We start from the raw sequence: 23,178 nt of genomic DNA on the forward strand, positions 1-23,178 counted from the left end.
GACCATCCGTGACGCCGCTCACACAGGCACGGGCGGCGCGGGCGCTCCCTCACCAAATCGCGATTTGACAGTTCTCCTGAAATTGTCAAAATCGTCAAATGGAAGCGAAAACCCGGATTCTCGATGCCACCATGCTGGTTTTCCGCCGACACGGCTTCCGCCGCTCCTCGATCGAGCAGGTCGCCGAGGCGGCCGGCCTGACGCGGCAGGCGCTCTATCACCATTTCGAATCCAAGGAGGCGCTGTTCCGCGCCGTGATCGAGCGCGTGCATGAGAGCGCCATCGCGGCCGAGGACAGCACTGTCGCCGCAGCGGAGGCAGCGGGCGGCGATCTCGGCGACATCCTCGCCGCGGGCCTGACCGCGCGGATCTCGACCATGATCGCCTCGCTGGACGGCTCGCCGCATATCGAGGAATTGTATTCCGAGCACCTGGTGCACGCGCGCGACCTCTACCAGACCTATGCCGCGCGCCATGCGGAGCGCATGGCCGCCACCATCGCGCGGGTCGTGCGCAAGCAGCAGCTTGTGCTGCCGCAGCGGCTGTCGCCGGCGGAATTCGCGCGGCTGGTCGAAATGTCGATGCACGCCGCGAAGTCGCAATATCCGGCGATGCAGCCGGCCGATGCGTTCCTGAAGGACATGGCGATCATGGTGCGGACGCTCTGCGCCGGCGCTGTGCCGAGATCCGAGACAAAGTCCTCGTCGAAATCACAACAGCCGCCCGCCAGGAAGGCGGCAATCCGCAACAAGCCGACACGCAGGATAATCGGAGGACAGTCATGACCACGACGACCGTCAACGGCCGCGTCGAATCCCTGCCTGACGATCCCGACGCGCTCCTGATCGACATCGTGCGCGACCAGCTCAAACTCACCGGCACGAAGCTGGTGTGCGGCGCCGGCGTCTGTGGCGCCTGCACCGTGCTGGTCGATGGCGCGCCGGTCACTAGCTGCCTGATGCCGGCGCAGGCCGCCGCCGGCAAAGCGGTGACGACAGTGGAAGGCATCGGTGCCGCCGGGCTGCATCCGGTGCAGAAGGCGTTCATGGCGCATGACGCCCTGCAATGCGGCTTCTGCACGCCGGGCTTCATCGTGGAATCCGTCGCGTTCTGCGATCAATGGCGCGCAACCCGGGGCACGGCCGTGCCGTCGCGCGAGGAGATCGGCGCGGCGCTGTCGGGCCATCTCTGCCGCTGCGGCGCCTATGACGGGATCTTCCGCGCGGTGGCGGATGCCTGCGCCGGACGCTTCGACGGCGACAATGTCGCAGCACCCCGCATCGAAGCGCGCGACAAGGTGACGGGCGCGGCGAAATACACCGTCGACATCAAGCATGACGGCCAACTCGAAGGCCTGATCCTGCGCTCGCGCGAGGCGCATGCGCGCATCACCGCGCTCGATCTCGCACCGGCACGGGCACTCGCCGGCGTCACCGCGGTGTCGCTGCTCGGCGACGACAAGATCGTGCGCTATGTCGGCGAGCCGATTGCGGCGGTCGCAGCGAGCGATCGCGAGGCCGCGCTGGCAGCGCTCGCCGCGATCAAGCTGACTTGCGAAAAGCTGCCCGCGGTGGTCGGGCTCGACGCCGGACGCAAGGACGGCGCGCCGGTGGTGTTCGACAAAGCGAGCCGCAAGCGCGCCGGCAACGTCTCGGAAGCGGCCGGCGGGCCGGCGCCGTGGAAGCAGAACATCCGTGGCCCGACCGCGGTGTTCTCGACCCGCGCCAAGAAGGCGCGCAGCTGGGTGGATGAGGCGCGCCAGGCGAGCAACAGGCTGCTGGTCGAAGCGACCTTCCGCACTGCCACGCAGCAGCATGCCTGCCTCGAGCCGCACGCCGCAGTGGCGCGCTTCGACGGCGACCGGCTGACCCTGCACGCCTCGACCCAGCAGGTGTTTCATCTCAAGGAGCAGATCGCAAAACGCTACAAGCTCGATCACGACAAGGTCCGCGTGATCGCCGAACACGTCGGCGGCGGTTTCGGATCGAAGTCGAGCCTCGGTACCGAGACGATCGCCGCGATCGAGTTGGCGCGCGCGGCGAAAGCGCCGGTGCGCGTCGCCTACGATCGGCAGGAGGAGCTCTCGGTCGCCGGCTATCGGCCGGCCGCCGAACTGAAGGTCGCGCTGCTCCCTTCCGATGAGGGCAAGCTGAAAGCACTCTCCGTGACCGCACATGCCGACACGGGCGCCGCGACCAACTCGACCATCGCGGGCCTGGCACGGCTGATCTATCCGGCCGAGGCCAAGGATCTTTCGGATTTCGACGTCATCAGCAATCTGCCCCCCGGCGCCGCCTTCCGCGGCCCCGGCGGTCCGCCGATGGCGTTCGCGGTCGAGCAATCGATCGACGAGGCCGCGCTGCGGCTCAAGGTCGACCCAATCGCGCTGCGCAAGCGCTGGGACCCCGATCCCAACCGTCAGCGGCTCTACAACTGGGCCTCCGGGCTCGAGATCTGGCGCAATCGCAAACCATCGCAGACCGGCCGCTATCGCCGCGGCATCGGAGTCGCGACCGGCTATTGGCTCTATCTCTGGCAGCCCAATGTGAAGGTCGAGGTCGCGGTCAAGGGCGGCCGCATCGTCGCCAGCACCGCGACGCAGGACATCGGCACCGGCACCCGCAGCATCCTTGCCGACACCATCGCGCGCGAGTTCGATCTCGAGCCCTCCGATATCGATGTGCGGATCGGCGATTCCGCGCTGCCCGAAGGACCCGGCTCCGGCGGCAGCCGCGTCACCGCCTCGGTGATGCCGCCGACCTTGCAGGCGGTGCGCAAGCTGAAGGCCGCGATCCTCGAGCAGGCGACGCGCAAGCCCGCGCCCGGCTCGAACGCGCCGTGGCGCGAGCTGATCGCGCGCTCGCCCGACATCGCGGTGACCGAGGCGCGCGGCGAGGACGGCAAGAACACCGCGCCCGGCATCCGCTCGCCGCTGCGCGAGCTCGGCCTGATCGGCATGGTGTTCGGCTGGATGATGCGGCGCTCCTCCAACATCGCGGTCGGCGCCGGCGTGCCGAGTTCGGTGCAGGTGATCGAGGTCGAGGTCGACACCTGGCTCGGCCATGTCCGCGTGCTCAACGTCCACACCGGGATTGCGGTCGGCAAGATCGCGTCGCCCGCGCTGGCGCGCAGCCAGGCCTGCGGCGCGGTGATCCAGGGCCTCGGCTACGCGCTCTATGAGGCGCGCGAGCTCGATCCGAACAGCGGCGACGTGCTGACCGCGGGCATGGAGGATTACCGTATCCCCGGCATCGCCGACACGCCCGAGATCGACGTGCATTTCGACGAAGCCGGTTTCGACCACGTGCTCGGCAACAGCGTCGGCATCGGCGAGGCCTCGACGGTGCCGACCTCGGCCGCCGTCGCCAATGCGATCCATGACGCGATCGGCGTCCGCCTCACCGAGATTCCGATCCGGCCCGACCGTATCCTCGCCGCGCTGAAAGGGAGGGACGCCGCATGAGCGCCGCAACCGCAGAAGTCATCAGCGCGCCCGAATTCCGCGCCGCCGGCACCGACCTGTCGGAACGCCGCCGCAGCGGCGTGTCGTGCGGTACGGTGATCGACCTCACCGCCGGTCCCGAGACGATCGGCATCGCGTGGGACGCGGACGGCGCGGCGCGCATCGGCGCCCTGACCGCGATCGCGGCGATCGCGTCCGACACGCGGCTCGCCCAGGCCTATCCCGGCATCGCCGCAAGTGCGCAGAGCCTCGCCACGCCGCAGATCCGGCACATGGCGACGCTCGGCGGCAACCTCGCGCAGCGCTCGCGCTGCTGGTATTTCCGCAATCCGCAGATCGGCTGTCTCAAGAAGGGAGGCTCCGATTGCCCGGCGCGATCGGGCAACCACCTCTATCACGTCGCGTTCGATCTGGGCCCGTGCGTGGCGCCGCATCCATCGACGATGGCGATGGCGCTCTTGGCCTATGATGCGACGGTCACCACGAACCGGCGCAGCGGACTGTCGATCCCCGATTTGCTCGGCGACGGCAGCAACGGCACCGCCGACAATCTGCTCGCAGCGGGCGAACGGATCGAACGGATCGAGCTGCCTACTCCGCTGGCCGGCGAGCGCGCGCTCTACAAGCGCGCCATCAGCCGCTCCTATGCGGAATGGCCGCTGGTGGAGATCTGCGTGCGGGCGGTGGTTTCAGGCGGCATGTTCCAGCAGGTTTACATCACCGCGGGCGGCATCGCGCCGGTGCCGCTGCGTCTCACCGCAAGTGAGGCGGCGCTACAGGGAAAGCCGGCCAATGCGGCAAGTGCTGCGCAAGCCGCCGAGCTTGCGGTCACGGGAGCCAAGCCGCTGCCGATGACCGGCTACAAGCTCGAGCTGCTGACGGGCCTGGTGCGCGACGTCGTCGAACGGATCGCAGCGTAGCTGAGCCTCACCGCGCCCGGGTCAGCGCCAGCCAGATGCCGCCGCCGATCATGAAGCCGCCGGAGATCCGCGACATCAGCCGGGTCCGCTCCTTGGAGAAGAATTTGCGGGCGCGGCCGGCGGCCAGCGCGTACGCGGCGTCGGTCAGCACCGCGGTTGCCATGAAGGTGACGCCGAGCAGCGCAACCTGCGGCAGATGCGGCTTGTCCATGTCCATGAACTGCGGGATGAAGGCGCCGAAGAACACCAGCACCTTCGGATTGGAGAGCAGCACCAGAAAGCCCTGCAGGAAGAACCCGCCGCGCGGCGGCGGCGGTCTGTCGTCGGTGCCGACGCCTTCGACCGGCGAGCGGATCAGCTTGATACCGAGCCAGACCAGATAGGCGGCGCCGGCAAAGCGCACCCAGTTGAACCAGTAGCCCATGGTGGCCATCAGCGAGGTCAGGCCGACCGCGACGATGCCGATCACGATCGCAAGCCCGACCTGCGCGCCCAGCACATTGGTGAGCGCCGCGCGCGTGCCGTAGCGCAGCCCGTTGGCGATCACCATCGTGACGATCGGACCGGGCAACAGCGCCAGCGCAATGCAGGCGGCGACAAAGGCGAAATAGGCTTGCAGGGACATGGAAATCTCACTGACGGTGAAGGTGAACTATGCACGTCCGACGGGCGAAGAGGAAGCGATTCCTGCTCATCGCCGTCATGCCCCGCGAAAGCGGGGTATCCAGAACGCCGCGGCTTAACGTCCCTCCATCGCCGCCGCCATCCACATCCTGATCTCTGGAGACCCCAGAAACTTCAACGTCGCCCTTTGCACCCGCGCGGCATCGCCGCCGCCTTGCGCCGCAATCGCCATCAGATCGCAGCGATGCGACACGGCGATGCCGATCGCGGCGCGTCCATCGAGATCATAGGCCCTGATCCGTCCGCGCATGTCCGCGACATCAACGAGATCCCCCGCCTTCAGCGGCACGAAGCGCGGGCCGATCATGTCGACATCGGCGACGCGATCGACCTCATCTTCATCGGCGACGCCGCTGTCGCAATTGCAGAAGCCGAGCTTCGGCCTGAGATAGACTTCGATTTCGGTGCCGCACTCCGCCGCGCCACAGCGGAAGGCACGGCCGGCGGGCCAGCCGTCGCGCGGGAACGGCCAGGCGATCTCGCGCCACGCAGCGGCCTGCGGCGGCGCCATCTCGTAGCCAGCCACGGCCGACAGGCCGCCGAGCGCCAGGAACATCGTCGCGATGACCGGCCAACCCCACATCATCAAACCCTCACGGCAAGCCGGCGATGGCGCGCGCCTCACCGGCCAATTCGAGGATGTGCAGGCCGGTGTTGGCGCGGTCGACCGCGTAGATATAGCCGCGTTCGTCGGTCTCGACATTGTTGGTCTGGATCGCGACCTTGCAGCGGTCGCGGCCATCGATGGTGACGCAGCGTTTGTCGGTCGCCGCGGTGATGGAGGGAATGAAGTACCCGACTTCCCTGGGGTGATAGGGATCGCGGATGTCGAGCGCGCGGACGCCGGCATTGAAGAAGGCGATGAAGGCCAGCTTCTTGTAGTAGACCGGCGCCATGCTCTCGTTCGACGAATGCGAGCCGAACCGGCCGCCGCGCTCGCAGAACGCGCCGGAGGCCTCGGGCACGGTGTAGCTCGAGATCAGCATCGGCCGCGCTTCGGTGGTGACGTCGGCGAACCACACCATCTGCCGCGCCTCGCCGCATTCGTTCTGGATCGCCTCGTCGACGATCATCACGATGTCGCGGGTCTTGCCGTCCTTGTCACGGGCGAATTCGGCGATCGGCATGCCGGGCATCGGAAACACCGTGTGCGCGCCGTTCATCGCCGACAACGGCATCCGCGCGATCTCGGGAAATGTCAGGTTGTCCGGCGTCGGCTGCTTCGGTCCGTTGAGCAGCTTGTCGCGATCGACGATCTGCAGGAAGCCGCCCTTGTTGGTGCCGTAACCGAAATAGACGCGGTTGCCCTGCGGCCCGGTCGAGATCGGCCCGTGCAATTCGGTCGGTACCGCGCCGGTCGCTCCCGGCTCCTGCCCGGGCAGGCCGAAATCCCTGATCTTCAGGGGATGCGCTGGATCGGAGAGATCGTAGATTTGCGTCATCCGCCGCGTGCGCCAGTCCGGCGCGCCCGACACCAGGTAGGCAATGCCGGTGCTGCATTCCCAGAAATTCTTGTGCGTGTCCTTCAGGCCTTCGCCAATGTGGGTCACGAGAACAGGATTGGCGGGATCGGCGACATTCCAGATTTCATGCCCCTCGGTACCAACCGCGCGCAGCATGTAGACCGCGTTGCGATCGCCCTGCGGCAGATCCTTGCCGTCGCAGATCCGCACCATCTGCGCGCCGCCGGATTCATATTTGCCCTCCTGCCCGGGAATGTGCCGCAGATATCTGGGATGCGCGGGATCGGTGACGTCGACGATCGAGGTGCCGTTCGGTTCGGCCTTGCCGGTCATCGGATTGACCGGATCGGGAATGTCGTCGGTGCCGCCGTGATGGCCGATATAGGCGATCCAGCGGTCGCCCTGGTGATGGATGGTCGGCTGATAGGCGCTGCGCGCCTGCAGATCGTTGGTTCCAACCAGCCGCATGTTGGAGGCTTCGGGCGAGTCGCCGATCTTTGGCTGCTCGGCGCTCGCAGCGTGTGCGAGCAAGACGACAACAAACGTGCAGCAAACCGCCGTAACGCGACCATCCATGCGCACCACCCATGTTCCACGCCAATCTGCGTTGGCTGCGCGGGACGCTAGCACGACGATGCGGGCGTCCAAACACACGCTCTTGACATGCAACCATTCGGTTGCCTATTATTCGAACCATGGATGAAGTCTTCAAAGCCCTCGCGGACGCCTCGCGGCGCACGCTGCTTGACCGGCTTCACGAACAGAACGGGCAGACGCTCGGCGAGCTCTGCGACGGCCTCGACATGACGCGTCAGGCCGTCACCAAGCACCTTGTGATTCTCGAGGAGGCCAATCTCGTCACCACGATCAAGCATGGCCGCGAGAAACTGCATTACCTCAACCCGGTTCCGATCCATCAGATCGGCGAGCGGTGGATCAGGAAGTTCGAGCGCGGGAAACTTGCCGCGCTCAGCGAATTGAAGCGACAGTTGGAGAAGCGTGATGAGTAAGCCGGACTACGTCTACGTCACCTATATCGAGACCACGGCCGAGAAGCTGTGGCATGCGCTGACATCGAGCGAGTTCACCGAGCGCTTCTGGTTCGGATACCGCGTCGGCTCCGACTGGAAGGTCGGCTCGCCCTATCATTTGACCAAGGACGGCCGCCGCAGCGTGCAGGGCGAGGTGCTGATCGCCGACCCACCCAGGAGGCTCGCTTACAGCTGGGACGTCGTGAAGGAAGGCGCCGAGCGCGAGCAGGTTTCGCGCGTGACCTTCGACATCGAACCCCACGGCGGAGTGGTCAAGCTGACCATGACGCACGACAACCTCGGTCCGAAGACACTGCGCGACATCTCCGGCGGCTGGCCGATGGTCATTGCCAGCCTGAAGAGCTTCCTCGAGACCGGGCGCGAACTGCCGGCGGACCTGCTCACCAGCGGTGCGAGGGAGGCTTACCATGCCTAAGCCCGAATTCGTTTACGTCACCTATATCGAGACCACGCCGGAGAAGCTGTGGGACGCGCTGACATCGAGCGCATTCACGCGGCAGTACTGGTTCGACACCGAGCTGAAATCGGACTGGAAGGTCGGCTCGCCGCTTGCGCTGGTGATGAGCGGCCAGACCACCGACACCGGCGAGATCCTCGAGGCCGACCGGCCGCGGCGCCTCGCCTACACGTTCAAGCACGAGGCCGACCCTGAAATGCGCAAGGAACCGGCCACCAGGGTCGTGTTCACGCTGCAGCCGTTCGGCAACGTCGTGAAGCTGACCGTGACCCATGAGGGCTTCGGCGTCGGCAGCAAGCTGCTCGATGGCATCTCCAAGGGCTGGCCGGCGATCCTGTCCGGACTCAAGAGCCTGCTCGAGACCGGCAAGGTGGTCCCGATCCCGCCTGCCGCGCTCGGGATCGACGGCTTCGCATGACCATGAAAATCTATCGAAGGACCCGTGCGGACATGAACATCGAGACATTCAAGCCGGCGATCGTCTACGCGATCTACATCGCCACCACGCCCGACAAGCTGTGGCAGGCCCTGACGAATGCCGAACTCAGCCGGCAGTATTTCTCCGGCAACGCGGTCGAGGTCGAGCTTCGGATCGGGGGCGCCTATATCGTGCGCACGCCCGACGGCGCGCTGCACATCTCCGGCGAGGTGATCGAATGCGATCCCTTGAAGCGGCTGACCGTCACCTTCAACGTCAACTGGCCGCAGCTGGTCGAGAAGCTCGGCCCGACGCTCGTCACCTGGGAGATCGAGCCCGCCGGCGACGGCGTCAAGCTGACCTTGCTGCAATCGCATGACCGCCCGATCAGCGACGACATCCTGTCCGGCGGCCGCACCGGCTGGCCGGCAATCCTCTCCAGCCTGAAGAGCCTGCTCGAGACCGGCAGGGCCATGGTGATCCCGATGCAGCCGCCGGCACGCATGCTGGCGGCGCTGAAGGAATTGGGAATTGCGATGCCGGGGTGAGGTTGGCGATACAGCCGTCCCATACTCCGATGTCGTCCCTGCGAAAGCAGGGAGGTGGATTCACACTCGAAGTGCAACACTTGAGAGAAGGCCTCGAGAGGGGTTTGGAAGTCAAGGCATTTGCGCGGGGTGTTGTTGTAGGCGTTGATCGACTGGCGGAGGCGGCGCGTCGGGAAGGTCGCGAGATCGGTTTTGCGTGGAATGAAGCGGCGCATCCGACCGATCGCATTCTCGATGCCGCCCTTCTGCCAGGGCGCGTGCGGATCGCAGAAGAAGGTCTCGATCGCGAGGCGGTGCAGCTCCAGGTGACAGGCGAACTCGGTCCCATTGTCGAAGGTAACGGTCTGGCACAGGCCTTCCGGCAAGGCAGCAAACAAGCGGACGAGATGACGGGCGATACCGCGCGCGAGCTTGCTGGCGATGCGGATGCCGAGCAGCAGGCGCGAGGTGCGCTCGTGCACGGTCAGGATCGCCTGACCGTATTTGGAGAACATCATCAGGTCGGCTTCCCAATGACCGGGGGCATTGCGATCGGCGGCCTCGATAGGCCGTTTGTTCAAGGAAACACGGCCTTCTATGAAGCTTGCGGGACTGCCGCCCTTCTTGCCGCGGTAGCCGCGTTTGCTCTTGCCGCGTGGCAGATAACGCCGCCAGCTGAAGTCCGAGGTGCGTCGGATCTGGGCGTATATGAAGCGGTAGATGGTCTCGTGGGAGATCACCTTGCGGCCGTGTTCGCGGGCCAGCCGGCCCGCGACCTGCTCGGGCGACCAGCCCCGACCAAGGCGCTCCAAGACCGCGCGGCGCAGGCCGGGCTCCCGTTCGAGGCGTACGCCCGTCCAGCGCCGCGCTCGCATCTGTTGCTGGGCATAGCTGGGTTTGTAGCCGACCTGGGCGCCAGAATTGCGGTTCAGCTCCCGAGAGATCGTTGATGGCGAGCGATCCAGAGCTGCCGCGATTTGCCGCACCGAGCTGCCATTGGCTGAAAGCCGGGCAATCTCGCATCGCTCGTCCAGGGATAGCTGCTCGTAACTCCGCCCCATCGCAACACCTCCTCAAGGAAGTGTTGCACTTCGTTTGTGAACTCAGGGGACCCATAACCACCGAACATGGGGATGGAGCTAGCTGGGGCCACAGCGTCGCGCAACAACTACATCCCGTGGTTATGGGTCCCGGGTCGCGCTCCGCTTGCCCGGGACGACGGTGGAGGGACTGCGCGCCCGACTACCCCAACGCCCTTAACTCGCGCCGCAGCACCTTGCCGGTCGCCGTCATCGGCAGGCTATCAGCGAACTGCACGAAGCGCGGATATTCGTGGGCAGCGAGCTGCACCTTGACGAACTCCTGGATCTCGCGCGCCAGCACGTCGCTCGGCGCGAAGCCCGGGCGCAGCACGATCCAGGCCTTGATCGATTCGGTGCGGATCGGATCGGGGATGCCGACGACCGCCGACATCGCGACCGCCGGATGTTTCATCAGCGTGTGCTCGATCTCGGACGGCCCGACGCGATAGCCGGCCGTGGTGATGACGTCGTCCTCGCGGCTGACGTACCAGAAATAGCCGTCCTCGTCCTGCACGCCGAGATCGCCGGTCAGCAGGAATTCGCCGGCATATTTCTTACGGGTCGCTTCCGGGTTGCGCCAATACTCAATCATGGTGCACGGACAGGGCTGGCGCACGCCGATGATGCCGCGTTGTCCCCGCGGCAGTTCCTCGCCCTTGTCGTTGACGATGCGGACATCGAAGCCCGGCGTGGCGCGGCCCATCGCGCCAGGGCGGATCGGAAACAGATTGGAGTTGGAGCCGATCACCAAATTGCATTCGGTCTGGCCGAACACCTCATGGGCGTCGATGCCGAAGGTCTCGCGCACCCAGCCGAGCAATTCGCCGCCGAGCGACTCGCCGCCGGTGAAGATGCTGCGCAGCCTGACGCCGGAGTTCTTCACATCGGCCTGCCGCATCAGCTTCAGGGCGGTCGGCGGCAGGAACACGTTGCGGATGCCGAGCTCTGCCATCATCTGCATCGCCGCCTGCGGCTCGAACTTGCGGGCGCGGTGCCCGACCATCGGGATGCCGTGGTACCAGAACGCGAGCAGGCCGTTGATCAACCCGCCGATCCAGGCCCAATCGGCCGGCGTCCACATCAGATCGCCCGGCCGCGGCAGGAAGTTGTGGCACATCTCGACATTGGGCAGATGGCCGAGCACGACGCGATGCGCATGCAACGCGCCCTTCGGATTCCCCGTGGTGCCCGACGTGTAGATGATCAGCGCGGGATCGTCGGCCGAGGTGTCGACGGTGGCGAATTCCGGCGACGCCGATTTGATCTCGCTCCAGAACGGCTTTGTCCCCGCCGGCGTCTTGTCGCCGACGATATAGACGCTCTTCAGCTCGGGCAGCCGATCGCGGATTTTTGCGATTTTTTCCCAGCCGGCTTCATCGGTGATGACGGCTTTTGCTGCCGAGTTCGATAGCCGGAATTCGAGCGCGTCCTCGCCGAACAGCGCGAACAGCGGGATCGAGATCAGAGCCGCGCGGAATGCCGCAAGATGCGCGACCGGCAATTCCAGCGATTGCGACAGGAACACCGCGACGCGGTCACCGCGCACCAGGCCGTCGGCGGTCAGCACATTGGCGAAGCGGCGCGAGGCATCCGCGACCTCGTCGAACGAGGTGCGCGTGGTGCCGCCGTCCTCGTCGACATAGATCAGCGCAAGCCGGCCCGAGCCGTCGGCATGCCGGTCGCAGCATGCGGTCGCCATGTTGAAGCGCGCCGGAATATCCCAGCGGAAGTTCCGATAAAGCTCGTCGTAGGTGGCGGCTTCCTTAAGCATGGCTTGCGTTGCTTCCATCCCTTGTCATGGCCGGGCTTAGTCCTGCCATCATGCGTAGCCCGGATGCAGCGAAGCGCAATCCGGGGTTCTCATCAAGTGGACAGACCCACCCGGATTTCGCTTCGCTGCATCCGGGCTACGAACATCGTTGAGGGGAAAACCCGTCAGGCCGCCGCCCGCTCCATTGCGACCTCGGCCTTGAGGCTGTCGAGGTCGCGATAGATCGACGCGACCGCCAGCACGCGCCCGCCGCGCTTGTAGCGCAGCACGCAATCCCGTCCGGCAATGCTGCCGTCCACCGCGATCTCGTCCCACTGCTCGGCGTGGCCGACATAGTTGATCGGCACGTCGTAATGCTGGCTCCAGAAGAACGGCACTGCGTCGAACGCCTCACGCTGCCCCAGCATATTCCGCGCGACGGTCTGGCCCTGGCGCTCCGCCACCACCCAGTGCTCGACCCGGATGTTCTCGCCGCTATGCGGATCGGGCCAACGCGCGATATCGCCAGCCGCGTAGACACCGGGAACGCTGGTCTCGAGGTAGGCGTCGACTTTCACGCCGCGATCGATCGCGAGCCCGGCGGCTTCCGCCAGCGCCAGCCGCGGCTTCACGCCGACGCCGACCACGACGAGGTCAGCATCGAGCACGGGCCCACTCTTCAAATGCGCACGCTTGCCCTCGATCGTGGTCACAGTGTCGCCGAGGTGGAAGACGACGCCATGCTTCTCGTGCAGCGCACGGACGAAATCGCCCATGGCGGGCCCAAGCACGCGCTCCATCGGCCGCTGCTCCAGCCCGACCACGTGAACCTCGATCTCCCGCGCGCGCAACGAGGCCGCAACCTCGAGCCCGATGAAGCTTGCACCGATCACCACCGCACGGCGCGCGCCGCCGGCCGCGGCGATGATCGCCCGGCAATCGTCGAGGGTGCGCAACACATGAACGTGGGCTTGGTTGGCGCCCGGAATAGGCAGCCATATCGGCTCCGCGCCGGTCGCCAGCAGCAGCCGGTCGTAGGGAACGGCTTCGCCGCCGACGAGGATGACGTTGCGGCGGCCGGTGTCGATCGACTGGACCTCGGTCTTGAGCCGGAGGTCGATCGCGGCGTCCGTGTAGAAATTGTCCGGCTTCAGCGGCAGCCAGTCTTCCGGCGCGCTGCCGGCGAGGAAGTCCTTTGACAGGTTCGGCCGATCCAGCGGCGGCGCGGTCTCGCCGCTCAGCATGACAATGCTGCCGCGATAGTCCTGCCGCCGCAGCATCTCGGCGGCGGCAAAGCCTGCCGCGCCTCCGCCGACAATCACGATCCTGCCGGGTGCATCGACCGGACCCCTGACGCGGGGTTTCGGCTGCGCGCGCTTCTCGCGCACGATGATGCGATCGCCGTCGCGCTCGACCTTCCAGACGGCGAGCGCGGTGAAGGCGGGCGCGGCGGTCGCTTCACCGGTGCGAAGGTCGAAGCAGGCGTGATGCCAGGGGCAATGCACGGTCTCGCCCTCGACCAGACCGTCGGCGAGCGGGCCGTGGTAATGGCTGCAATGCGCGTCGATGGCGAAGATGTCCGCACCCGAACGCACCAGCAGCACGTCCTCGTCGCCGACATGGCCGAGCAACATCGTGCCCGGGAAGTCGGAGAGGGCCACGCCTTGTGTCAGATCCGGACCGGAAGGAGCTTGCTGATCGGCCATGGCCTGTCTCCATTTATCCAGAACTTCGACCCGAAAGCCTTGCAGGAATCCCTGCCGCCGCTTTTCGGTGAGCTGATCTCAGCTGCCTTGCATGTAGCGGACCGGGTTCTCCTGATCCGCCTTGAAGATATCGGCAGCCTCGGCGAACAGCGCTGCCACCGCAGGCGCCTTCAGATCAACAAACGCCTCGAAGCTAAAATTGTTGCCGCCCGCGCGCAATTCGCCGAGCTTGCCGGCATAGCAGGACACCAGCGGCTTGCCGCCACGGGTCACCGCGACATAGATGCTGATGTAGTTCTTCTGCAGCGCCAGCCCGATCACCGGCCAGACCGCCGTCTTGCCGGACTTGATGGCGTAGCGAAACTGGCCGTAGCCGATCATGTTCATGCGCATGCCCGCCCCGCCGGCCGGCGAACCCGCATGGAAATGCCGCTTGAGCGAAGGCGCCGCCTTGCGCATCACCGCATGCACTTGTTCGAGATCCGCGGTGCGGCCGGGATCGAAGGCAAGGTAAGCTTCCAGACTGTCCGCTGCGACACGAAACATCGGAAGCCTCCGCTGCCATCCGACCCGCACAGTGCGGGTCCTGCGTAGCCCGGATGGAGCCAAGCGTAATCCGGGCCCTCACCGATCGGACGGACTTACCCGGATTTCGCGGAGCCTGTCATCGGGCGCGCGTTCGCGCGACCCGTTGGCTGCATCCGGGCCACGAGATCAGGACGCCAGCGCCGCCTTCACGAGGCCGCTGGCCTTGCCGAAATCCATCTGGCCGGCGTATTTCGCCTTCAGAGTGCCGATCACCTTGCCCATATCCTTGATCCCGGCGGCATTGGTCTCGGCGATGACGGCCGCGATCGCGGCCTTCACGTCGTCGTCGGACATCTGCTTCGGCAGATATGCCGAGATCACGGCGATCTCCGCACGCTCCTGGTCGGCGAGCTCGGCGCGGCCGCCCTTGTCGTAGAGCTCGACCGACTCCTGGCGCTGCTTGATCATCTTCTGCAGCAGCCCAAGCAGATCGGCATCGGAGAGTGGCGGCTTGCCCTGCCCGCGCGCGTCGATGTCGGCGTTCTTGATGGTCGAATTGACCATGCGCAGCGTCGAGAGCTTGCGCTCGTCCTTCGCCTTCATCGCTTCCTTGACCGCAGTGTTGATATCGTCGCGCAGCATCTCTGTGTCCTTGAACCGGTAATCCATTCATGTAGGCAGTTTGCGGCTGCAGAACAACCTTAAGTCCGCAACCATTCAACCAACGCATCGGCGCAAGCCTGCGGCTGTTCCAGCTGCGGCAGGTGACCGCAATTGGCGAGTACGACAAGCTTTGCCCCGGGAATGCCGTTGGCCATCTCGTCAGACAGCGAATTCGGCACGGTGTTGTCGGTATCCGTCGTCAGTACCAGGGTCGGACACTTGATCCAGGCCATGCTCGGCCGCGAATCCGGCCGGCTGAGCACCGCGTTCTGCTGGCGGATGAAGGCCTCGGCGCCGACATCCTCGCTCATGTCATAAACAACCTGGCGCAGGCTGGCGTCGCCCTGCCGCGACGGATGCACGAAGCCCGGATAGAGCTCGTCGACCACGCTGCGATATTGGCCATTTCTGGCGCGCTCGATCATACCGCGACGGCGGCCGGTGGCTTCCGGCGTGTCGGCCCGCGCCTGGGTGCTCATCAGCGCCAGCTTGGCGACCCGCTCGGGCGCCTGTCGCATGATCTCGAAGGCGATGTAGCCGCCCATGGAATGCCCGGCGAGGGCAAAGCGTGGCGGCGCCTCGGCCAGGATGCGGCGGGCGATGGCGCCCATATTGTCGTCCCGGACGTGGTTGGCGACGGTGACCGGCCCGCACCGCCACAGCGCCGGGATCACCGGAGCGAAAATCCGCGGTGAGCAGATGACGCCCGGGACGAGCAGGATCGGCATCGTGTTATCCATGCGGGAGCTCCGGACCGGGTCATTTTCGGCAAGCAAACGGCCGCTTCAGGGAACTTTAGATTAAAAGGCCGTTCCAGCCTGTCAAATCGAGGGGCATTGCCGTGTGAATTCGTGCCCTTTCGCTTTGACGCCGCAGGGTGCGGCGACTATTTAAAGGGCTCATGACAACCCCTGAAAACGCTCCCGCCTGGCCGGACCACAAACCGACCGCGCTCCTTGTGCTCGCCGATGGTACCGTGCTGGAAGGCTTCGGTCTCGGCGCCGAAGGCCACGCCGTCGGCGAGGTCTGCTTCAACACCGCGATGACCGGCTATGAGGAGATCCTCACCGATCCGTCTTATGCCGGCCAGATCATCACCTTCACCTTCCCGCACATCGGCAATGTCGGTACCAACGAGGAAGACATCGAGACGGTGAACATGGCGGCGACGCCGGGGCGCGCGCGGCGTGATCCTGCGCTCCGCTATCACCGATCCCTCGAATTACCGCGCCACCAAACATCTCGACCAATGGTTGAAGGCACGCGGCATCATCGGCCTCTCCGGCATAGACACCCGCGCGCTGACCGCGCTGATCCGCTCCAAGGGCATGCCCAATGCGGTGATCGCGCATTCCAGGAGCGGCGAGTTCGACCTGCACGCCCTGAAGGAAGAGGCGCGCGAATGGCCCGGCCTCGAGGGCATGGATCTGGTGCCGATGGTCACCTCCGGCCAGCGTTTCACCTGGGATGAGACGCCCTGGGCATGGGGCAAGGGCTTTGGCCAGCAGACCGCGCCGGAGTTCAACGTGGTCGCGATCGACTACGGCATCAAGCGCAACATCCTGCGCCTGCTCGCCGGCGTCGGCGCCAAGGTGACCGTGGTCCCGGCGACGACGGCGGCCGAGGACATCCTGGCGATGAAGCCGGATGGCGTGTTCCTGTCGAACGGCCCCGGCGATCCCGCCGCGACCGGCAAATATGCCGTGCCCGTGATCCAGAAGGTGATTGCCTCGGGCACGCCGACCTTCGGCATCTGCCTCGGCCACCAGATGCTCGGCCTCGCGGTTGGCGCCAGGACCATGAAGATGCATCAGGGCCATCACGGCGCCAACCATCCGGTCAAGGACGAGACCACCGGCAAGGTCGAGATCACCTCGATGAACCACGGCTTTGCCGTCGACCAGGCGACGCTGCCGAAGGGCGCGACCCAGACCCATATCTCGCTGTTCGACGGCTCCAATTGCGGCATCGCGCTCGAGGACAAGCCGGTGTTCTCGGTGCAGTACCACCCCGAAGCCTCGCCCGGCCCGCGCGACTCGCACTATCTGTTCCAGCGGTTCGCCGACCTGATGCGGAAGAAGAAGAGCGCGGCTTAACACTCCGTCTTGCGAGGAGCGCGAGCGACGAAGCGATCCAACTATCCCCGCATGGAGCGATGGATTGCTGTCGATGCCCCCGCTCAACTTTGTGCGCGGCAGCTGATCGCGCATGCCGCCACGACCTGTCTGGTGTTCGCGCTGCCCAAAGCGGGCTGGCCAAGACGACCTGACCAAGATCGGGTGAGGCGGCCATCCCGAGGAACGCCGGGCGCTGACAGCGGGTTGATCCGCGGATAGTCTCGCTCACACGTCCGGAGGATGCCATGTCCGCAATCAAGGCCGGGGCCGAGCCGCTTGCGATCGTCTTCGAGGACGATGGGCTGGTCCCGAACAACCCGATGCCGTTCCTGGTCTACAAGGGCGCGGTCGACATTGCCGACAATCCCGAGGCCACGATCGAGCAGCTGTTCGCGAGCAATGGCTGGGGTGCGATGTGGCGGAACGGCGTCTTCGATTACACCCACTACCACGCCACCGTGCATGAGGTTTTAGGCGTTGCCCGTGGCAGTGCACGCGTGCAGTTCGGCGGCGAGCAGGGACGTGTGCTGGACATCACAGCCGGCGACGTCGCGATCCTGCCGGCCGGCACCGGGCATCGGTGCTTGTCGGCAAGCGACGATTTCTGTGTTGTCGGCGCCTATCCGCCTGGGCCGCCGATGCAGATCACGCGACCGACGCCGGAGAACCACGTCAAGGCGCTTAAGACGATCCCGCTGGTCGCGATCCCTGCGACCGATCCGGTGCTCGGCAAGACCGGGCCCCTGCTGCAGTTGTGGAAGCGGTAATCCTCGGTCAATGCGATCACCGGTCGGCGCCAAGCGCCGCCGGACGACAGGCCCGATGAAGCAATCCATCTCCGCGCAACGGAGATCACCTGTAGCGTGGGCGAAGCGTGCGCACGGAGCAGGAATGGTGGGCACGGCGCTGACACGCTCCTTTGCCCACCCTCCGCAGCACAGAGCGAAACTCAGGCCGCGTTGCTGCCTTCCTGGCGGCTGGCCTCGAACAGGAACCAGGTGCGGCGCTCGGTTTCGTCGATGAAGGTCTCGAGCAGACCGGCGGTGCCGGAATCCTCGTGATCGTCGGCGACCTTGTGCGCCTTGCGCATCGCGGCCGCGATGTGCTTGTTGTCCTCCATCAGCTCGCGCAGCATTTCGCGCGGCGGGACATAGGCCTCGTCATTGTCCTTAATGGTCTGATGCTTGGCGATGTCGCCGATCGACTTCAGCGTCGCGCCGCCGAGCTTACGCACCCGCTCGGCAAGTTGATCGGTGGTCGCGAAGATCGCCTCCGACTGCTCGTCCAGCATCAGGTGGTAATCATGGAAATGCCGGCCGCTGACATGCCAATGGAAATTCTTGGTCTTGAGGTAGAGCGCGAAAGCATCGGCCAGCAGCGTATTGAGCGAGGCCGAGATCGTGTCCACCGCAGCCTGCGGCAGGTCACTCGGCGTGTCGAGATCGGGCGAGATCTTGTCGGTCTTGTTGGCGTCAGTCTTGGCTTTGCTCACGGTAAACCTTCCTGTTAGGAACCCCGTATTTCGGCGCATTGAACATTGGCCGCCGGACCGCTAACGCATCATCAGCCCACCCGTTCCTGGAGACCAGGAACCCGTTCTGCCGGATACCAAACGCGATGGATGAATGGATCGATTATTACGATTCCACACATACGATTTATGCGAGCCGACTGCACCGCGACCTGCATTTCCAGGTCATCGCAAACGACATCATCGGCTACATCACGTCACCCGACGCCGTGGTGCTCGACTATGCCTGCGGCGAGGCGCTGTCGGCGACCAAGGTCGCCAATGCCTGCGCGCAGCTCTATCTGGCGGAGCCTGCGCCCGGCGTGCGCGGCCGGCTGGTCGCGCGCTTTGCGCCCGACACCAGGATCCGTGTCCGCTCGCTCGATGACCTGAAGCACATGGAGGCGGATACGATCGACCTCGTGGTGATGAACTCGGTGGCGCAATACATGACGCCGCAGGAGCTCGACAACGCGTTCGACGTAATCCACCGCCTGCTGAAACCCTCGGGCCGGTTCGTGCTCGGCGATATCCTGCGGCCCGAAGTCGGCATGGCGAGAGATGTCGTGGCGCTGTTGCGCTTCGCGGCGACCCACGGCTTCCTGCGCGATGCGCTGGTCGGGCTGGCCTCAACCGCATTGTCGGACTATCGGCAGCTGCGCACCCGGATCGGGCTGCAGCGCTACCGCGAGGACGAGATGATCGCAAAGCTCGGCGCCGCCGGCTTCAGCGCCACCCGCGCGCCGCGCAACATCGGGCACAACCCGTGGCGGATGACATTCGTGGCCCACCACTGACCCAAGGTTGCAGAAGAAATTAGGGTTAACCAAAGGTAAACGTAGCGGCCGCTGAAATAATCAGCAATGATCCGCTCGGCCCGGTGGCGGAAGCGTCGACGCGGCAGTGGTGCAACACTGTTTATCCTGGTTCAAATCCAGGCCGGGCCTCCACGCTTCGCCCTCACGGGCTTCGCGTAGCCAGCCACGCCGGACCGGCGGGGCAAAGCGTGTCCGGCGCAGCTTGAGCATGGCGGAGGCGTAGACGGACTGGGCAACCGGCCCGCAGGACGAAGCCAGGCTCCTACCGGATACACGGCCGTTCTGACCACCCCTGACCGGGCATACGCCGAATGCGGATTTTCCCCCAGAATCGCGGTTGATTGGGCGTTTTTGGGGGTTTCGCGGGTGCGGAAACTGGTCTAAAGACCACCCGCGCGCGAGGGATCGCGCTTCCCGCGCTACAACATGTAGCGCAGGGCTCGAGGGACGCGCGGGAAGCGCGCCCTTTTTTTGTGCCCAAATTCCAGTCCGCGAGAGCTGATGCCCAAAAGAACCGACATCTCCACCATCCTGATCATCGGCGCCGGTCCCATCGTGATCGGCCAGGCCTGCGAATTCGACTATTCCGGCACACAGGCGGTGAAGGCTCTGAAGGAGGAGGGTTACCGCGTCGTCCTCGTCAATTCCAATCCGGCCACCATCATGACCGATCCGGAACTGGCGGATGCGACCTATATCGAGCCGATCACGCCCGAGATCGTCGCCAAGATCATCGAGAAGGAACGCCATGTCGTGCCCGGCGGCTTCGCACTGCTGCCGACCATGGGCGGCCAGACCGCACTGAACTGCGCGCTGTCGCTGCGCAAGCAGGGCACGCTGGAGAAGTTCGACGTCGAGATGATCGGCGCCACGGCGGACGCGATCGACAAGGCCGAGGACCGCCAGCTGTTCCGCGACGCCATGGAGAAGATCGGGCTGCAGACGCCGCGGTCGCGGCTCGCCAACGCCTCGGCGCTGAAGAAGTCGGACCGCGACAAATACCTCGCCGATCAGGCCAAGCTGTCCGGCGCCGAGCTCGAAGCCTTCGAACGCAAATGGGAAGCCGGCGAGAACGAGCGGCGCAAGCGCTACCAGCAACAGGCATTGGCCGAAGCGCTGATGGCGCTGTCCGACATCGGCCTGCCCGCGATCATCCGCCCCTCCTTCACGCTCGGCGGCACCGGCGGCGGCATCGCCTACAACAAGGAAGAGTATCTCGACATCATCGAGCGCGGTCTCGATGCCTCGCCGACCAACGAGGTGCTGATCGAGGAATCCGTTCTCGGCTGGAAAGAGTTCGAGATGGAGGTGGTACGCGACAAGAAGGACAATTGCATCATCATCTGCTCGATCGAGAACGTCGATCCGATGGGCGTGCACACCGGCGATTCCATCACGGTGGCGCCGGCGCTGACACTGACCGACAAGGAATACCAGATCATGCGCGACGCATCGATTGCGGTGCTGCGCGAGATCGGCGTCGAGACCGGCGGCTCCAACGTGCAGTTCGGCATCAATCCGGACGACGGCCGCATGGTCGTGATCGAGATGAACCCGCGCGTGTCGCGCTCTTCGGCACTGGCTTCCAAGGCGACCGGCTTCCCGATCGCCAAGGTCGCGGCCAAGCTTGCGATCGGCTACACGCTCGACGAGATCGCCAACGACATCACCGGCGGCGCCACGCCGGCCTCGTTCGAGCCGACCATCGACTACGTCGTCACCAAGATTCCCCGCTTCGCGTTCGAGAAATTCCCCGGCGCCTCCTCCACGCTGACGACCTCGATGAAGTCGGTCGGCGAGGTGATGGCGATCGGCCGCACCTTCCAGGAGAGCCTGCAGAAGGCGCTGCGCGGCCTGGAGACCGGGCTGACCGGTCTCGACGAGATCGACATCGAGGGCCTCGGCCGCAGCGACGACAAGAACGCGATCCGCGCAGCCCTCGGCACCCCGACGCCGAACCGCCTGCTGCAGGTCGCGCAGGCGATGCGGCTCGGCTGGTCGAACGAGGAGATCTTCAACTCCTGCAAGATCGATCGCTGGTTCCTCGCCGAACTGCGCGGCATCGTCGAGATGGAGGACAAGGTCCGCAGCAGCGGCCTGCCGGCCAACGCATTCTCGATGCGGATGCTGAAGGCGATGGGCTTCTCGGATGCGCGGCTCGCCGTGCTGACGGAGCAGACCGAAGCCGAGGTCACTGCCAAGCGCCATGCGCTCGGGGTGCGTCCGGTGTTCAAGCGCATCGACACCTGCGCGGCGGAGTTCGCCTCGCCCACCGCCTACATGTATTCGACCTATGAGCGGCCGTTCGCGGGCGCGCTTGCCGACGAGAGCGCGCCGTCGGATCGCAAGAAGGTGATCATCCTCGGCGGCGGGCCGAACCGCATCGGCCAGGGCATCGAGTTCGACTATTGCTGCTGCCATGCCTGCTTCGCGCTCGAGGACGCCGGCTACGAGACCATCATGGTCAACTGCAATCCGGAGACGGTGTCGACCGACTACGACACCGCCGATCGGCTCTACTTCGAGCCGCTGACCGCCGAAGACGTGCTCGAGATCATCGCGACCGAGCGCACGAACGGCACGCTGCACGGCGTGATCGTGCAGTTCGGCGGCCAGACCCCGCTGAAGCTTGCCCGCGCGCTGGAAGCCGCCGAAGTGCCGATCCTCGGCACCTCGCCCGACGCGATCGACCTCGCGGAGGACCGCGACCGCTTCAAGCGCGTGCTCGACAAGCTGCGCCTCAAGCAGCCGAAGAACGGCATCGCCTATTCGGTCGAGCAGGCCCGCCTGGTCGCCACCGATCTCGATCTGCCGCTGGTGGTGCGCCCGTCCTACGTGCTCGGCGGCCGCGCGATGCAGATCATCCGCGAGGAGACCCAGCTCAACGACTACCTGCTGGGAACGCTGCCGGAGCTGGTGCCCGCTGACGTCAAGGCGCGCTATCCGAACGACAAGACCGGGCAGATCAACACCGTGCTCGGCAAGAACCCGCTGCTGTTCGACCGCTATCTGTCCGATGCGACCGAAGTCGACGTCGACTGCCTCTGCGACGGCAAGGACACCTTCATCGTCGGCATCATGGAGCACATCGAGGAAGCCGGCATCCACTCCGGCGACTCCGCCTGCTCGCTGCCGCCGCATTCGCTCGACGCCGGCACCATCGAGGAGCTGGAGCGGCAGACCCGCGAACTCGCGCTCGGGCTCGACGTGGTCGGCCTGATGAACGTGCAATACGCCATCAAGGACGGCGAGATCTACGTGCTCGAGGTCAACCCGCGCGCGTCCCGCACCGTGCCGTTCGTCGCCAAGGTGATCGGCATGCCGGTCGCCAAGATCGCGGCGCGGATCATGGCCGGCGAGAAGCTCGCCGACTTCAAGCTGAAGAAGAAGAAGCTCGACCATGTCGGCGTCAAGGAATCGGTGTTCCCGTTCGCGCGCTTCCCCGGCGTCGACACCGTGCTCGGACCGGAGATGCGCTCGACCGGCGAGGTAATGGGCATCGACCGCTCCTTCGAGGTCGCGTTCGCCAAGAGCCAGCTCGGCGGCGGCACGCGCGTGCCGCGGCAGGGCACGGTGTTTGTTTCGGTTCGTGGCGACGACAAGATGCGCATCGCGGATGCGGTGCGGCTGTTGCACTCGCTCGGCTTCAAGGTGATGGCGACCTCAGGCACGCAACGCTACCTCAGCGACAACGGCGTGCCGACGGAAAAGGTCAACAAGGTGCTCGAAGGCCGTCCGCACATCGTCGACGCCATCACCAATGGTGACGTCCAGCTGGTCTTCAATACCACCGAAGGTCCGCAGGCGCTGGCCGACAGCCGTTCGCTGCGGCGGGCTGCCCTCTTGCATAAAGTGCCATATTACACCACTCTTTCAGGCGCGGTGGCCGCCGCACGGGGGATCCGGGCCTATCGGGACGGGGACCTTGAGGTCCGCACGCTTCAGAGTTACTTTTCCGAAAGCTGACCGCTGCCCGGCTGAAGGCTCGAAGCGGTCAATTAGCCGAATGGCTGGAACTCA

Annotated in this window: 19 protein-coding genes, 1 tRNA gene and 2 pseudogenes; 12 read left to right on the forward strand and 10 right to left on the reverse strand. The window is 65.5% G+C overall.

The window, feature by feature from the left end; genetic code table 11:
* Positions 1 to 98: 98 nt before the first annotated feature.
* Genes ACVW17_RS01195 through ACVW17_RS01205 form a run of 3 tightly spaced genes read left to right on the forward strand, consistent with a single transcriptional unit; the run spans position 99 to position 4,383 of the window.
* Positions 99 to 785 carry a TetR/AcrR family transcriptional regulator gene (locus ACVW17_RS01195; protein WP_456796701.1) on the forward strand — a complete coding sequence of 229 codons (687 nt, stop codon included), beginning with the start codon at positions 99 to 101 and terminating at the stop codon, positions 783 to 785.
* A complete protein-coding gene (locus ACVW17_RS01200; RefSeq protein WP_456796702.1) occupies positions 782 to 3,463 on the forward strand; it encodes a molybdopterin-dependent oxidoreductase in 2,682 nt (893 codons plus the stop codon). The genes ACVW17_RS01195 and ACVW17_RS01200 overlap by 4 nt, the downstream gene beginning before the upstream one ends.
* Positions 3,460 to 4,383 (forward strand): FAD binding domain-containing protein, encoded by a 924-nt coding sequence (locus ACVW17_RS01205; protein WP_456796703.1) that lies wholly within the window; start codon positions 3,460 to 3,462, stop codon positions 4,381 to 4,383. The genes ACVW17_RS01200 and ACVW17_RS01205 overlap by 4 nt, the downstream gene beginning before the upstream one ends.
* A 7-nt stretch (positions 4,384 to 4,390) precedes the next feature.
* Here ACVW17_RS01205 and ACVW17_RS01210 read toward each other — a convergent pair whose 3' ends face one another.
* From ACVW17_RS01210 to ACVW17_RS01220, 3 genes are all read right to left on the reverse strand, one after another.
* On the reverse strand, positions 4,391 to 5,008 hold the full coding sequence (locus ACVW17_RS01210; RefSeq protein WP_050402699.1) for a LysE family translocator: 618 nt from the start codon (positions 5,006 to 5,008) through the stop codon (positions 4,391 to 4,393).
* Positions 5,009 to 5,122: 114 nt separating this feature from the next.
* A complete protein-coding gene (locus ACVW17_RS01215; RefSeq protein ID WP_456796704.1) occupies positions 5,123 to 5,653 on the reverse strand; it encodes a hypothetical protein in 531 nt (176 codons plus the stop codon).
* Between the two features lie 7 nt (positions 5,654 to 5,660).
* On the reverse strand, positions 5,661 to 6,998 hold the full coding sequence (locus ACVW17_RS01220) for an LVIVD repeat-containing protein (RefSeq protein ID WP_456796705.1): 1,338 nt from the start codon (positions 6,996 to 6,998) through the stop codon (positions 5,661 to 5,663).
* Between the two features lie 227 nt (positions 6,999 to 7,225).
* Here ACVW17_RS01220 and ACVW17_RS01225 point away from each other — a divergent pair, with 227 nt between their 5' ends.
* From ACVW17_RS01225 to ACVW17_RS01240, 4 genes are read left to right on the forward strand one after another with little or no spacing between them, the layout of a single operon-like run.
* The gene (locus ACVW17_RS01225; protein ID WP_212011557.1) at positions 7,226 to 7,540 is read left to right on the forward strand and encodes an ArsR/SmtB family transcription factor; all 315 of its coding nucleotides are present in this window, start codon (positions 7,226 to 7,228) and stop codon (positions 7,538 to 7,540) included.
* A complete protein-coding gene (locus ACVW17_RS01230) occupies positions 7,533 to 7,997 on the forward strand; it encodes an SRPBCC family protein (protein WP_456750105.1) in 465 nt (154 codons plus the stop codon). Before ACVW17_RS01225 ends, ACVW17_RS01230 begins: the two co-directional genes overlap by 8 nt.
* Positions 7,990 to 8,457, forward strand: coding sequence for an SRPBCC family protein (locus ACVW17_RS01235; RefSeq protein ID WP_456750106.1), 468 nt, complete (start codon positions 7,990 to 7,992; stop codon positions 8,455 to 8,457). The genes ACVW17_RS01230 and ACVW17_RS01235 overlap by 8 nt, the downstream gene beginning before the upstream one ends.
* Before the next feature lie 32 nt (positions 8,458 to 8,489).
* A complete protein-coding gene (locus ACVW17_RS01240; protein WP_456750107.1) occupies positions 8,490 to 9,005 on the forward strand; it encodes an SRPBCC family protein in 516 nt (171 codons plus the stop codon).
* Positions 9,006 to 9,058: 53 nt separating this feature from the next.
* On the opposite strand, the pseudogene ACVW17_RS01245 reads toward ACVW17_RS01240, so the two are convergent.
* The 6 genes and pseudogenes from ACVW17_RS01245 to ACVW17_RS01270 all read right to left on the reverse strand — a co-directional run.
* A pseudogene (locus tag ACVW17_RS01245) lies at positions 9,059 to 10,045 on the reverse strand (IS30 family transposase); the annotation flags it as partial.
* A gap of 181 nt (positions 10,046 to 10,226) precedes the next feature.
* A complete protein-coding gene (locus ACVW17_RS01250) occupies positions 10,227 to 11,837 on the reverse strand; it encodes an acyl-CoA synthetase (RefSeq protein WP_456796706.1) in 1,611 nt (536 codons plus the stop codon).
* Positions 11,838 to 12,001: 164 nt separating this feature from the next.
* Entirely contained in the window at positions 12,002 to 13,522 is a 1,521-nt protein-coding gene (locus tag ACVW17_RS01255) for an FAD-dependent oxidoreductase (RefSeq protein ID WP_456796707.1), read from the reverse strand.
* 78 nt (positions 13,523 to 13,600) lie between these two features.
* On the reverse strand, positions 13,601 to 14,068 hold the full coding sequence (locus ACVW17_RS01260; protein ID WP_456750110.1) for a hypothetical protein: 468 nt from the start codon (positions 14,066 to 14,068) through the stop codon (positions 13,601 to 13,603).
* Between the two features lie 168 nt (positions 14,069 to 14,236).
* The gene (locus ACVW17_RS01265; protein WP_456750111.1) at positions 14,237 to 14,692 is read right to left on the reverse strand and encodes a GatB/YqeY domain-containing protein; all 456 of its coding nucleotides are present in this window, start codon (positions 14,690 to 14,692) and stop codon (positions 14,237 to 14,239) included.
* Positions 14,693 to 14,751: 59 nt separating this feature from the next.
* Positions 14,752 to 15,453 carry an alpha/beta fold hydrolase gene (locus ACVW17_RS01270; protein WP_456750112.1) on the reverse strand — a complete coding sequence of 234 codons (702 nt, stop codon included), beginning with the start codon at positions 15,451 to 15,453 and terminating at the stop codon, positions 14,752 to 14,754.
* 161 nt (positions 15,454 to 15,614) lie between these two features.
* On the opposite strand from ACVW17_RS01270, the pseudogene carA reads away from it, so the two are divergent.
* A pseudogene (gene carA, locus ACVW17_RS01275) lies at positions 15,615 to 16,809 on the forward strand (glutamine-hydrolyzing carbamoyl-phosphate synthase small subunit).
* 266 nt (positions 16,810 to 17,075) lie between these two features.
* Positions 17,076 to 17,597 (forward strand): cupin domain-containing protein, encoded by a 522-nt coding sequence (locus ACVW17_RS01280; RefSeq protein ID WP_456750114.1) that lies wholly within the window; start codon positions 17,076 to 17,078, stop codon positions 17,595 to 17,597.
* A gap of 182 nt (positions 17,598 to 17,779) precedes the next feature.
* Here ACVW17_RS01280 and ACVW17_RS01285 read toward each other — a convergent pair whose 3' ends face one another.
* Entirely contained in the window at positions 17,780 to 18,322 is a 543-nt protein-coding gene (locus tag ACVW17_RS01285; protein ID WP_456750115.1) for a Dps family protein, read from the reverse strand.
* A gap of 125 nt (positions 18,323 to 18,447) precedes the next feature.
* Between ACVW17_RS01285 and ACVW17_RS01290 the strand changes: the two genes are divergently transcribed.
* The 3 genes from ACVW17_RS01290 to carB all read left to right on the forward strand — a co-directional run bounded on the left by ACVW17_RS01290 (position 18,448) and on the right by carB (position 23,124).
* On the forward strand, positions 18,448 to 19,137 hold the full coding sequence (locus ACVW17_RS01290) for a class I SAM-dependent methyltransferase (RefSeq protein ID WP_456750116.1): 690 nt from the start codon (positions 18,448 to 18,450) through the stop codon (positions 19,135 to 19,137).
* A 77-nt stretch (positions 19,138 to 19,214) separates the two neighbouring features.
* Positions 19,215 to 19,290, forward strand: a tRNA-OTHER gene (locus ACVW17_RS01295).
* 369 nt (positions 19,291 to 19,659) lie between these two features.
* A complete protein-coding gene (carB, locus tag ACVW17_RS01300) occupies positions 19,660 to 23,124 on the forward strand; it encodes a carbamoyl-phosphate synthase large subunit (protein WP_456750117.1) in 3,465 nt (1,154 codons plus the stop codon).
* Positions 23,125 to 23,178: the final 54 nt, after the last annotated feature.

This window comes from Bradyrhizobium sp. USDA 4473 (assembly GCF_054063335.1).

What these genes read in the sequence shown, in the direction of transcription:
- ACVW17_RS01270 (WP_456750112.1), bottom strand. Translation starts at nt 15,453, where the DNA reads ATGGATAACACGATGCCGATCCTGCTCGTCCCGGGCGTCATCTGCTCA.
- ACVW17_RS01255 (WP_456796707.1), bottom strand. Translation starts at nt 13,522, where the DNA reads ATGGCCGATCAGCAAGCTCCTTCCGGTCCGGATCTGACACAAGGCGTG.
- carB (WP_456750117.1), top strand. Translation starts at nt 19,660, where the DNA reads ATGCCCAAAAGAACCGACATCTCCACCATCCTGATCATCGGCGCCGGT.
- ACVW17_RS01235 (WP_456750106.1), top strand. Translation starts at nt 7,990, where the DNA reads ATGCCTAAGCCCGAATTCGTTTACGTCACCTATATCGAGACCACGCCG.
- ACVW17_RS01250 (WP_456796706.1), bottom strand. Translation starts at nt 11,837, where the DNA reads ATGCTTAAGGAAGCCGCCACCTACGACGAGCTTTATCGGAACTTCCGC.
- ACVW17_RS01290 (WP_456750116.1), top strand. Translation starts at nt 18,448, where the DNA reads ATGGATGAATGGATCGATTATTACGATTCCACACATACGATTTATGCG.
- ACVW17_RS01260 (WP_456750110.1), bottom strand. Translation starts at nt 14,068, where the DNA reads ATGTTTCGTGTCGCAGCGGACAGTCTGGAAGCTTACCTTGCCTTCGAT.
- ACVW17_RS01265 (WP_456750111.1), bottom strand. Translation starts at nt 14,692, where the DNA reads ATGCTGCGCGACGATATCAACACTGCGGTCAAGGAAGCGATGAAGGCG.
- ACVW17_RS01205 (WP_456796703.1), top strand. Translation starts at nt 3,460, where the DNA reads ATGAGCGCCGCAACCGCAGAAGTCATCAGCGCGCCCGAATTCCGCGCC.
- ACVW17_RS01280 (WP_456750114.1), top strand. Translation starts at nt 17,076, where the DNA reads ATGTCCGCAATCAAGGCCGGGGCCGAGCCGCTTGCGATCGTCTTCGAG.
- ACVW17_RS01195 (WP_456796701.1), top strand. Translation starts at nt 99, where the DNA reads ATGGAAGCGAAAACCCGGATTCTCGATGCCACCATGCTGGTTTTCCGC.
- ACVW17_RS01225 (WP_212011557.1), top strand. Translation starts at nt 7,226, where the DNA reads ATGGATGAAGTCTTCAAAGCCCTCGCGGACGCCTCGCGGCGCACGCTG.
- ACVW17_RS01230 (WP_456750105.1), top strand. Translation starts at nt 7,533, where the DNA reads ATGAGTAAGCCGGACTACGTCTACGTCACCTATATCGAGACCACGGCC.
- ACVW17_RS01240 (WP_456750107.1), top strand. Translation starts at nt 8,490, where the DNA reads ATGAACATCGAGACATTCAAGCCGGCGATCGTCTACGCGATCTACATC.
- ACVW17_RS01210 (WP_050402699.1), bottom strand. Translation starts at nt 5,008, where the DNA reads ATGTCCCTGCAAGCCTATTTCGCCTTTGTCGCCGCCTGCATTGCGCTG.
- ACVW17_RS01220 (WP_456796705.1), bottom strand. Translation starts at nt 6,998, where the DNA reads ATGCGGCTGGTTGGAACCAACGATCTGCAGGCGCGCAGCGCCTATCAG.
- ACVW17_RS01200 (WP_456796702.1), top strand. Translation starts at nt 782, where the DNA reads ATGACCACGACGACCGTCAACGGCCGCGTCGAATCCCTGCCTGACGAT.
- ACVW17_RS01215 (WP_456796704.1), bottom strand. Translation starts at nt 5,653, where the DNA reads ATGATGTGGGGTTGGCCGGTCATCGCGACGATGTTCCTGGCGCTCGGC.